This is a genomic window from Solidesulfovibrio sp. C21 (genome assembly GCF_047785625.1).
Lineage (GTDB): Bacteria > Desulfobacterota > Desulfovibrionia > Desulfovibrionales > Desulfovibrionaceae > Solidesulfovibrio.
Genome location: NZ_JBLODY010000111.1, coordinates 1 through 9,430 on the forward strand (window position 1 = coordinate 1; position 9,430 = coordinate 9,430).

Here is a 9,430-nt window from a genome sequence, read left to right on the forward strand (position 1 = left end):
AGCGACGACGCTGGACCTCGTTCACCAACTCGACCGTGGTAAACTCGTTAGCACTAGGTCTGGACATACCTCTAGCCCTACCTCTTCGGTTGGCCAGGGTATCCGGTCTAATTGGGGGCTACTCCATGACCCCTGTACGGTAGGAAAACACTAGTCTTCGCTGGTCGTACACGGATTATTTTTATCGGACTTTTTTGGTTTCTACTGGTCATCCCGCCCACGGCCCGCAGTCTAGCCGCGAGGGTGGTCACTCCTAAAAGGAGAATGGCCAGTTGCAAGCCGATCTTCACAAGTCCGAACGTCTCCTTCGTCTCCCCCAAGTCCTAGACCGCATCCCCTACAAGCGCAGCCGCTTCCTTGATTTGGTGCGCCAAGGCGTATTCCCCAAGCCCGTGAAGCTGGGGGCGCGTGCTGTGGCATGGCCTGAAAGCCAGATTGACGAACTGGTGGACCGGATTGTGAACGGCAGGGGGGCGTCCGATGCTGCGTAGCCCTCAGAAACGAGAAACCCAGGCTGGCGGGCCTGGGTCCCCGAAAAACGAAATGATGTTTGCTGGTGGCTCTCTTCTGCCAGCCCCAATCCCCGTCGTCAACCTGGAATCGCCGCGGCTGTGGTCGGTCTTCCGGCGCTTCGCCCGGAACCATCGGCGCATTGTCCGGCTCATGGCTGCAAACGAAAATCTATTGGAGCGGATGCGCCAGATCCAGGGGGCGGGTGTATGACCTCCTCCCGCGACGCCATCCGCGCTCAGGTTGCGGCCCGCGTTGCCCAGGAGGAAGTGGCACGGCAAGACAAAGGAGGGGCCCAAGACTCCGCGCACGGATTCTTCGCCGGCCTGGATTTGTCCCATTTCGACACTGGCTGCTTCCTGGACGAAGAGCCGCCGCCGTTGGATTGGGTCCTTGCCGACTCTCTTCTTTCCTCCGTGGTCGGGTACGTTGCTGGAGCACAGGGGACCGGGAAAAGCCGGTTTCTGCTTCAGATAGGGGCGGCTGTAGCCACGGGATACAGGGGATTTCTCGGTGATGCCCTGCGCCCAGCCAGAAAGGGCAAGGTGTTGGCTGTCTTCTGTGAGGAAGACCGGCGCGTGCTGTGGCGGCGTGTCCGCCGCATGTTCCGGGCCTTTTGTCCCAGCCAGGCCGAGTCCGATGACGGACGCGTTGTCGTTTTCCCTCATCCTGCCGAGGCCGATTTCCGGGCCAATTTCATTGCCATCCCTGCCGCCGGCCAAGACCTACGCCTTATCGAGGTCGCCGGCGGCGATGCTCAACCCTCCCGGAACTTCTTCGAGCTCCTAACGTTGGCGAAGTCCATCCCGAGCTTGGCCCTGGTCATCCTGGACCCACAAAGCCGCCTGTACGGGGCCAACGAGAACGACAATAGCGCGGCAACCACGTTTTGCTCTTTGCTTGAACGTCTTGCCCAAGAGACGGGCGCGGCTGTCCTGTGCTGTGCCCATACCACCAAGGGAGGAGCTAAGAAAAAGGACGGCTCCATGGATATTCAAGCCGCATTGCATCAGGACGCCATGCGCGGCGCTTCGGGCTTTTCCGCTGCGGCACGTTGGCAGCTCAACTTGGTTTCTTTGCCCGGCAAGACGGCCAGGGCCGAGGGTGTGGCCAGCAATGCGGGTGATGGCCAATTCCTTGCCGGCAAGGTCTGCAAAGCCAACGATGCGCCCTTAGGCGATGTCTTCTACCTGCGCCGTGAGAATGACGGGACCTTGCGCCATATCGAGCCCGAGCGCTCCGAGGAGGACAAAGCTCTTGAGGCCCAGCTTGTGGAACGGATCACGGCCGAGGTCCGCCGGCGCGAGGCCGAGCGCGAGCCGGCATTGACCATCAAGGCCCTGGGAGATGTGTTCCCGGGACGCTGGAAGGAAGACATCCCCGGGGCGACGAAAGCGGCTGTCAGAGCTGCTGCCGCTGCCACGATCCTGGACGGCGAACTGTATGAGGTCCTCCGGAAGAACTCAGGGAACGGGAAACAGGTCGCGTATCTCGCCACGACGCCGGACAGGGATCAATCCAGCGGACAGCCTACCCCTTCCGGTGGCAAATCCACCGGACAATCCACCGGTCAGAAGCCACCGGACAGCACCGGACAAAAAGCGCCGTCCGGTGATAACATCCTGCAAAATCAGCAAAAATCCACCGGACAGCGAAACCACCGGACAGAGGCCCTGTCCGGTGCGCAAGTACTTGAAATTGTTCCACCGGACCACCGGACAGCTTCTCCCTCTAAAGAGGGTAATCCCACCTGTCCGGTGGATTCCCTCTTAGGCTCTTGGGACGCCGAAACCCAGGAAGATGAGGTCCGGTCATGAATCTCCTGGACCTCATCCCTGCCGGGTTAAAATATGTCTCTGGCACCTCGGGCGGTGAATGGGCCGGCCCCTGCCCGTGGTGCGCTGGCACGGACCGTTTCCGCGTCTGGCCCGATCACCCGAGCGGCGCGACCGGCGGTCGGTTCCTGTGTCGTGGCTGTGGCCGCCAGGGCGACGGCATCCAGTTTCTTCGGGACATGGACGGCCTGTCTTACCCGGAGGCCTGCAAGCGCATGGGGACAACGCCCAAAGCGACCGGAACCACGCGCACCCTCAAGCCTGCCTCCTGGGAGCCGAAGGCCGCCACGTTGCCCGTGGAAGCCTGGGTGGCTCGCGCCGGCCAGTTTGTGAACCGCTGTGCCGCCGCCCTCGCTGCTGGTGGTCCTGGCCTGGAATACGCTCGGAGCCGGGGCCTGACCGCCAAGACGTGCGCCGCGCTACGGATTGGCTGGAATCCCTCGGACCTCTACGAAGACCGCGCCGCTTGGGGCCTGCCCGAGGAAATCAACCTCAAAACGGGAAAGCCGCGCCGCGTCTGGTTGTCGGCTGGGCTGGTCATCCCGACCCTGCGCGGTGGGCAGGTGGTGGCCATCAAAATCCGTCGCTCCGCTTGGACGCCCGAGGACCAGTTTCCGAAGTATGCGGCTGTCTCAGGTGGCGGGAAGCTGCCCATGGTCCTGGCACCCGACAAGGGCAAGCCCTGTGTTGTCGTAGAGTCCGAGCTTGATGCCATCCTGGCCGCTCAGGAGGCCCGTGACGCCGTTTCCTGCGCCGCCCTGGGCACGGCAAAGGGAAAACCCGATGCAACGGCCCACACGCTGTTTATGGCCGCTCCCGTGGTCCTGGTGGCTTTGGATTTCGACGAGGCCGGGGCCGGCGGCTGGCCATGGTGGCGCGAGCACTATGCCAGCGCCAAACGCTGGCCGCCTTCCTCTGGGAAAGACGTGGGCGACCTCATGACAAAGCCGGGCATGGTCCGAGAATGGATCTTGGCCGGGCTTCCCCAGGCCGATGCCACAGGCCTTTCCTGGCTGCCCGGGGCTCCTGACATCGACCATCCCGACTTTGACTGCTGGTGGGCCGCATTCGACTTGCGCGACCTTGCCCAACACCATGGCCTGCGCGTGGTCATCGCTGGCGGCCGGCTGCGTCTTGTCTACCCTGCCAATCCCCATCCCGATCTTGTCAGCTATGCGGACAACCTGTTCGCGGACGCTCTTCCTTTTCTCGAACAACACATGGGCGAATTGCCCACCCAGGAGGCGCAGCATGGATAGCGACACCCTGACCGACCGCAAGCTCTTCCTGTCCACCATGGACAACCTGGAGATAGGCCAAGAGGCCAACTTCGCCCTGGCCGAGGCCATGACGACCGCTTGGCACGCCAGCCTGACCGGGCGGCCTTTGGGCCCCGAAGAGTCTCAGCGGATTCAAAGCGCCTGCCGCAACGGCATGGCCACCATAAAAGCTCTGTGCGGGAGGTTCGAAGATGACGCCGCGTAATCCCACAATGCCGCAAGGTCGCCTCGTCCTCATGCCGCCGCTGTCCGAAGTCGAGCTTGAGGCTCAGGCTATCGTTGAGCTCGAGCGCATGGGACGGGCCCTGGAGCGCAAGAAGAGCAACAACAAGCCTCGGCGTCGGAGGTGGAATCATGCGGATCGTGGTTGATAGCCGGGAGCAGACCCCGTTCCCGTTCGAGGGCTACGGCACGGAGGTCGCCCAGGGGACTTTGACGGCCGGGGACTACTCTCTTGCCGGGCTGGAATCCCTGGTGGCCGTGGAGCGCAAGAGCCTGCCTGATTTGGTTGCCTGCCTCGGCCGGGAGCGTGACCGCTTCGAGCGTGAACTTGAGCGCCTGCGCGGCTTCGAGTCCGCCGCCGTGGTGGTCGAGTCGCCCATATCCGCCCTGGCTCTCGGGGAATACCGGTCCGCCCTCAACCCCAAGGCCGCCTATGAATCCGTGGTGGCCTTCATGTGCCGCTACCGCCTGACCTTCTACTTCGCCCAGGACCGGCGCGGAGCCGAGCGATTCACGTTCAGCTTCCTGCGCCACTACTGGCGGACGGTGGAGCGGCGCTATCAGGCCGTGGCCAAAATCAAGGCCGCTTAGAGAGGGACCATGGCTGAAAATCCTCTGAAAAAGCAGCCAAAGCAGCGAGGAGCAGGGAAACGCTTCGAGCCCGGCCAGTCGGGGAACCCGGCAGGCAAGCCCAAGGGGTGCCGCTCCCGTGCCACCATGGCCGCACAAGCTCTTATCGACGGCAAGGCGGAGGAAGTCGTCAACAAGGCCCTGGAATTGGCTCTGGCCGGTGATGGGCCGGTCCTTCGGGCTATCCTCGACCGGCTGTGCCCGCCGCGCAAGGACTGCCCCATCAAGGTGACGCTGCCGGCCATGGAGAGCTCAGCCGACCTACCCAAGATCACTGCCGCGGTCCTCGATGCCGTTGCCCGGGGCGAACTGACCCCGAGCGAGGCCCAGGCCCTGGCCGGGTTGGTCGAAGCGCACCGGAAGGTCCTGGAACAGAGCGAGATCGAAGAACGCCTCGCTGCCATTGAGGAAAAACTAAAAGGGAGATCCAAATGAACATGATTCAACGACGTTTGGCCGCAATCGAGGCCCTGGTTCACAAAACTTCGGCGTCAGTGCGAAGAGGCGCGGTCGTTTTCCCGATGCATGACGGGCGCTGGTACGGCGGGGGCTCCATTCATGAGACTAAGGAGGAGGCCTGCGCAGTGTCCGGTCCGGTCACGGTGATCGTGACTCGCCCCCCGACTCCGGGATCTGTCCTTGCCGCCGCAGTCGCCATGGAGGCCGGCCCCGATGTCCTGGAGGAATTATTTCCTGCAAGCGAGTCGCTGCCGTCCGCCCAGGAGGGACTTAATGCGTAAAATCTAACAGCGATTGGCCACAGTCGAAGCCGCACTCCAGCCTAAACAGGAGCGCGGCGGTCCTCGTGTCGTTCTCGAAATGCCCGATGGTAGGTGGTTTGCTGCTGGAGTTTTTTACGCAACGAAGGAAACCGCTTGCTCCGCCGGCACAGGTCCCATGGTATGCATAATCGGCAAAGCGCCAATAGATCAAGGCGGTGTTTTGACTGCTCCCGGATGAGCTTTTTCGCGCATGACAGTGATAGACCACCCGTAACCCCGCCCGAAAGGTATTAAACAAAGAACTCCTCTGGGAGCGGAGCGCAACCCGTTCCGACGTCCCTGGCGACGCCGTCTCTTCACAGACTCATCTCTCCGAAAAGCCAGGAGGAGAGGAGCCCGGCGCTAGAGACCCGAGGAGTACTTGTGAAGATAAAATACACAGCGGCAAACAAGAAAGCAAGGCACCCAAAGAGACTACCATGTACCGCAAAAGCGAATAGGAACAGCACTCCGAAGCCTATTCCTCTCCGTCTTTGCCCCCAACTTCCGCGTCAAACTGGCCGGCACTCCGTTCGTGAATGTGTCGGTCATCGAGTCTCTGCCACTCTCCCGAACCAAGGGCTTAACCGCTGGGGGGAGCGCACCGGGAATTTGGGAGCCATGGGCTCGCCTGCTTTCATCTCTCCTCGTACAAGTCCTTCGTCCTGACTCCCAGCGCCCCGGCGATGGTCGCCAGGGTGTCGAGCGTGCACCGGCCGATCATCTGGCCACGGGCGCGCATGATGGTTTTCTCTGTGAGTCCTGCTGCCTGGGCCAGTCCCCGAACCGTCATTCCTCTGTCTTCCATTAACCCTTTGAGTAAGCTGGTAATCATTTGGAACCTCTTTTTGAGTGTGGGGAAATATTACCACAAACCTTGACTTCTTTTGTGGGAATAAAATACCACAACCAAGACGACAACAAAGAAACGGCCCGGCAAGGTGAGGCAACACCCGGCCGGGCCTGACCACAGCCGCACGCAGGAGGTGCACGTTATGGCTGGTCTTGCCCTATCGGTTCCCTATGTCGTTCGCAAGGTGGCCAATCACGTGGCCGGCATCGTCGAAATCCCCTATGGCGGCACCATCGGCCACCGCGAGAGCGAAGAGGACAGCTACCGAAGGATGCTTCGGAACTTCCATGTTGTCTTTTACCCCCGTGATCCGCGCCTCCGCATTCGGGTGGAACTGACGGCCGGTAAAGAGGACCGCGAGGCAACGCCCGAAGAGATGGCGTCCAGGCTTGAGCGGCAGCGCCTTGACCTGGATAAGCACGGGCTGGTTTACGCCGAGCCCGGCGACCCCGACGCCTTTTGCGTGAAGTGGAAAGAACACCCGGCCATGGAGTGGGCTAAAAAGTTCTTTAATGATGTGGCCGAGGGCCGGGAGGTGCGCCATGACTAAGCCCTCCGACTTCATCCGCGCGCATCCCCGTCTCCCACGCCCTGGTGGAGAAGGCCAACGGGTTTCCATCAGACGAGGCGCGACTTCAGGACACGGCTTTTCGAATCATCCGCCAGGGAGTGGACCACGCCAGCAACGGCCTTGATGGCGTGAAGGCTGGGATCGACATCGCGCTACGGGCAGTCTACTTGGCCAGAGAGGGAGGGCGCGGCTAGGCGGAGAGCCCCGGCAACCGGATTGTGCGGCCTGTTTCTTATGAAGAGGCGGGCCGTTTTTTCGTTCGTGCATACTGTGGCCAGGACATAAATGGAGCTATGGGAAAGCATTTGCTGCCCAGACCTATAGGTGTAGGGTGGTCTGGAACCCTTTCAGGGAGAATTGTCTATGCCAAACTCCAAGGATGAAAAGGACGGAAGCGTTCCCGTCGAGCCATCAGTGAGAGTTTCCGGGAAGAAAGAAAACCTTAAGCTGAAGCTGGCAAAGTTGGCTCTGCTCAAGGAAGCCAGTGATCAATTGAGAAAATGCTTTGAAGAAATGGGGTGATCTTTTTCCTCCATCATCATTTCTAGAATTTGCACAGCAAGTTCAATCTATTGATGTAGCTTCATGGCCAGGCTTGGAGAGCCACATCTCCAACGCTCGTTCAAGCCTGGCTCTTGTTGCGGCATGAAGGCGCTGCAATCCCATCGCTCGCGCCATCACTGCTACAGGGTCTTCTGTCGGGGCGAGAGAAGTGGACACATCACATGCGAGTGCGGCGAGTTCGGCCAAACTTATTTCATCTGCCGGTCGCGGCTTACCGTCATGATCTTTCCTAATAAAATCACATTCCCCTGGAGTCACGTTGGCTGGCCAAAAAAATACACTCCCATCTTCCTCTGCTACGCCCGTAAATTCCTGAGAAGCAACCTTAAAAACTTTCTCCCGAATCCTTTTACCGGCCTTGTTAAAGCCGCACCGCTTGGCGATGCGGCTGGCCAGGACATCACTCCGGATAGGACCTTCAGCGGCTACAACTTCCCGGATGGCGTTGGCGAGTGCTGTTTCCTGACCATCGGCGAGGAGGTCTGGACTTGTCGTCACCTCCTGAACGGCCGCACGGCCTGTCTCTTGAGCAACGTTACGGTCGGCATAGACCGGTTCTGCCACTGGCTCAGAGGGCACGTCCGCTGCGGGGGCAGAGAACAAAGGCATTTGGTGCGAACTGTCGTCTTCATCCACGGGAGATGTCATCATTTCGTCTGAAATGGTCTCTTGTGCCTCGCGCCTGGCTGCTTCCTGGCGCGCCCGTTCCGCCTCGCCTTTGGCCCGTTCCTCGCGAGTTTCTTCAAGGATTTTTTGCAGCTTGGTATCAACGGTCTTCGCGGCCGTCTCGGCATCATGCCACCAATCCGTGGACCAGGTGCGCACGATCCTCCAGCCTAAGCCCTTCAGAACCTGCTCGCGGAGCCAGTCCCGATCCCGTGCCGTGGCAGCCCGGTGATAGGTAGCGCCATCGCACTCAACGCCAGCCAGATAGCGGCCGGGTCGTTCGGGATCGACCACTCCCAGGTCCACGCGGAAAGCGGAGACACCGACCTGAGAGTGGACCGTCCATCCCCGACGGGACAAAGCCGCGGCCACGATTTCCTCGAAGGGTGACTCAAAGTCACTCTGTAGGGCGGTTGCTTCCTCGGCCAAAGCTCGAATGCCGCGCTGGGCATAATCGAGAAAAAGCTTCAGGTCGGCCACTCCCTTAGCCTTGGTACGCGTCAGGTCGATTTGATCCGGCAGAAGACTCGTGAAAATCCGCAGTCCGTGCTTGGCCCGAGTGACAGCCACATTGAGTCGCCGCTCCCCGCCATCCTTGTTGAGCGGGCCGAAGTTCATGGACACTCGACCAGAGAGGTCCGGGCCATAGGTGATGGAAAAATAAATCAGGTCTCGCTCGTCGCCCTGAACGTTTTCCAGGTTCTTCACAAAGACTGGTTCGTTCAGATCGTCGGAGAAAAATCTTTCCAGCGCATTGTCGCGGCGACGCTCTTCGTCGAGGAGGTCCTCGATCAGCTTTTGTTGCTGCGAGTTGAACGTCACTACGCCGATGGATTTGCCACTGGTCACGAAGTCTGGATCCTGTAGATGGCTGATGATATCGGCCACGACCGCTTTGGCTTCAACCTGATTCGTGCGGCTCCCGCCTTTGTCATAATGCCCACCTTCCACCATGTGCAGGGATACCGCGCTGTCGTCAGTCACGGGCGAGGGGAAAGTGACAAGGCCACTGCCGTAATACCGGTGGTTCGAGAAGGCGATGAGGCTTTCGTGGCGGCTGCGGTAGTGCCAATTCAGCCGCTGACACGGCAGGCCGGCGCTCAGGCACTCGTTGAGGATGCTTTCCATGTCGCCGCCGATTTCCACGTTATCATCAGCATCCTCGTCCTCGGCCCGGTTGAAGAAGTTGGTTGGCGGCAGTTGCTTGGTCATGCGGCGTCTCCTCCTCAATCTGGGCGAGGGTAAAGCTCCCCTGGACGGCGATGACCTCAAGGGGCTTGGCGAAGCCTTCGGGAACGTCATGTACAGTCTGGAATGCGCTCTGACGGACTTGAACCCGGCTTAGCGCCTGTACGGCAACTGAACCATGGGCGGCCTGCTTCTTCGGAGGTGGGCCGCTTGTTGTTGAAAGGTAAGCGTCCAAATAGGTCCTTCTTACGTCGCTTGAATTTTCTGCCATGGTTTATCCCACAGGAGGACGACCATGGCAGCACCAGCTACAGAAGTGCGTTCCTTGAAGGCGGCGTATTGGTCGGAGC

At 60.5% G+C, this 9,430-nt stretch carries 11 protein-coding genes; 9 read left to right on the forward strand and 2 right to left on the reverse strand.

Translation table 11 applies throughout. From position 1 onward, the window contains the following. The first annotated feature begins 272 nt into the window (after nucleotides 1–272). From ACMZ6R_RS19145 to ACMZ6R_RS19170, 6 genes are all read left to right on the forward strand, one after another. Nucleotides 273–491: a helix-turn-helix transcriptional regulator gene (locus ACMZ6R_RS19145; protein WP_416114504.1), complete on the forward strand. Its 219-nt coding sequence runs from the start codon at nucleotides 273–275 to the stop codon at nucleotides 489–491. A gap of 228 nt (nucleotides 492–719) precedes the next feature. Then, entirely contained in the window at nucleotides 720–2,327 is a 1,608-nt protein-coding gene (locus ACMZ6R_RS19150; protein WP_416114506.1) for an AAA family ATPase, read from the forward strand. Then, the gene (locus ACMZ6R_RS19155; protein WP_416114508.1) at nucleotides 2,324–3,604 is read left to right on the forward strand and encodes a primase-helicase zinc-binding domain-containing protein; all 1,281 of its coding nucleotides are present in this window, start codon (nucleotides 2,324–2,326) and stop codon (nucleotides 3,602–3,604) included. The genes ACMZ6R_RS19150 and ACMZ6R_RS19155 overlap by 4 nt, the downstream gene beginning before the upstream one ends. Next, nucleotides 3,597–3,830, forward strand: a complete 234-nt coding sequence (locus ACMZ6R_RS19160) for a hypothetical protein (RefSeq protein WP_416114510.1) — start codon at nucleotides 3,597–3,599, stop codon at nucleotides 3,828–3,830. Before ACMZ6R_RS19155 ends, ACMZ6R_RS19160 begins: the two co-directional genes overlap by 8 nt. A gap of 149 nt (nucleotides 3,831–3,979) precedes the next feature. Beyond that, a complete protein-coding gene (locus ACMZ6R_RS19165) occupies nucleotides 3,980–4,438 on the forward strand; it encodes an ERCC4 domain-containing protein (protein WP_416114512.1) in 459 nt (152 codons plus the stop codon). 9 nt (nucleotides 4,439–4,447) lie between these two features. Further along, complete coding sequence (locus tag ACMZ6R_RS19170) at nucleotides 4,448–4,912, forward strand: DUF5681 domain-containing protein (protein ID WP_416114513.1); 465 nt, start codon at nucleotides 4,448–4,450, stop codon at nucleotides 4,910–4,912. Between the two features lie 963 nt (nucleotides 4,913–5,875). Here the strand turns inward: ACMZ6R_RS19170 and ACMZ6R_RS19175 are convergent. After that, nucleotides 5,876–6,073 (reverse strand): helix-turn-helix domain-containing protein, encoded by a 198-nt coding sequence (locus ACMZ6R_RS19175; protein ID WP_416114515.1) that lies wholly within the window; start codon nucleotides 6,071–6,073, stop codon nucleotides 5,876–5,878. Nucleotides 6,074–6,233: 160 nt separating this feature from the next. Here ACMZ6R_RS19175 and ACMZ6R_RS19180 point away from each other — a divergent pair, with 160 nt between their 5' ends. Then, nucleotides 6,234–6,641 (forward strand): hypothetical protein, encoded by a 408-nt coding sequence (locus ACMZ6R_RS19180; protein ID WP_416114517.1) that lies wholly within the window; start codon nucleotides 6,234–6,236, stop codon nucleotides 6,639–6,641. A 384-nt stretch (nucleotides 6,642–7,025) separates the two neighbouring features. Further along, nucleotides 7,026–7,184, forward strand: coding sequence for a hypothetical protein (locus ACMZ6R_RS19185; protein WP_416114519.1), 159 nt, complete (start codon nucleotides 7,026–7,028; stop codon nucleotides 7,182–7,184). Nucleotides 7,185–7,226: 42 nt separating this feature from the next. Here the strand turns inward: ACMZ6R_RS19185 and ACMZ6R_RS19190 are convergent, their stop codons facing one another. Then, complete coding sequence (locus ACMZ6R_RS19190) at nucleotides 7,227–9,104, reverse strand: DUF3320 domain-containing protein (RefSeq protein ID WP_416114521.1); 1,878 nt, start codon at nucleotides 9,102–9,104, stop codon at nucleotides 7,227–7,229. On the opposite strand from ACMZ6R_RS19190, the gene ACMZ6R_RS19195 reads away from it, so the two are divergent. After that, the gene (locus ACMZ6R_RS19195; RefSeq protein ID WP_416114523.1) at nucleotides 9,103–9,237 is read left to right on the forward strand and encodes a hypothetical protein; all 135 of its coding nucleotides are present in this window, start codon (nucleotides 9,103–9,105) and stop codon (nucleotides 9,235–9,237) included. The genes ACMZ6R_RS19190 and ACMZ6R_RS19195 overlap by 2 nt on opposite strands. Nucleotides 9,238–9,430: the final 193 nt, after the last annotated feature.

Coding starts and splice junctions, on each gene's coding strand:
- ACMZ6R_RS19165 (WP_416114512.1), top strand. CDS start 3,980: ATGCGGATCGTGGTTGATAGCCGGGAGCAGACCCCGTTCCCGTTCGAG.
- ACMZ6R_RS19160 (WP_416114510.1), top strand. CDS start 3,597: ATGGATAGCGACACCCTGACCGACCGCAAGCTCTTCCTGTCCACCATG.
- ACMZ6R_RS19195 (WP_416114523.1), top strand. CDS start 9,103: ATGCGGCGTCTCCTCCTCAATCTGGGCGAGGGTAAAGCTCCCCTGGAC.
- ACMZ6R_RS19170 (WP_416114513.1), top strand. CDS start 4,448: ATGGCTGAAAATCCTCTGAAAAAGCAGCCAAAGCAGCGAGGAGCAGGG.
- ACMZ6R_RS19175 (WP_416114515.1), bottom strand. CDS start 6,073: ATGATTACCAGCTTACTCAAAGGGTTAATGGAAGACAGAGGAATGACG.
- ACMZ6R_RS19180 (WP_416114517.1), top strand. CDS start 6,234: ATGGCTGGTCTTGCCCTATCGGTTCCCTATGTCGTTCGCAAGGTGGCC.
- ACMZ6R_RS19185 (WP_416114519.1), top strand. CDS start 7,026: ATGCCAAACTCCAAGGATGAAAAGGACGGAAGCGTTCCCGTCGAGCCA.
- ACMZ6R_RS19190 (WP_416114521.1), bottom strand. CDS start 9,104: ATGACCAAGCAACTGCCGCCAACCAACTTCTTCAACCGGGCCGAGGAC.
- ACMZ6R_RS19155 (WP_416114508.1), top strand. CDS start 2,324: ATGAATCTCCTGGACCTCATCCCTGCCGGGTTAAAATATGTCTCTGGC.
- ACMZ6R_RS19150 (WP_416114506.1), top strand. CDS start 720: ATGACCTCCTCCCGCGACGCCATCCGCGCTCAGGTTGCGGCCCGCGTT.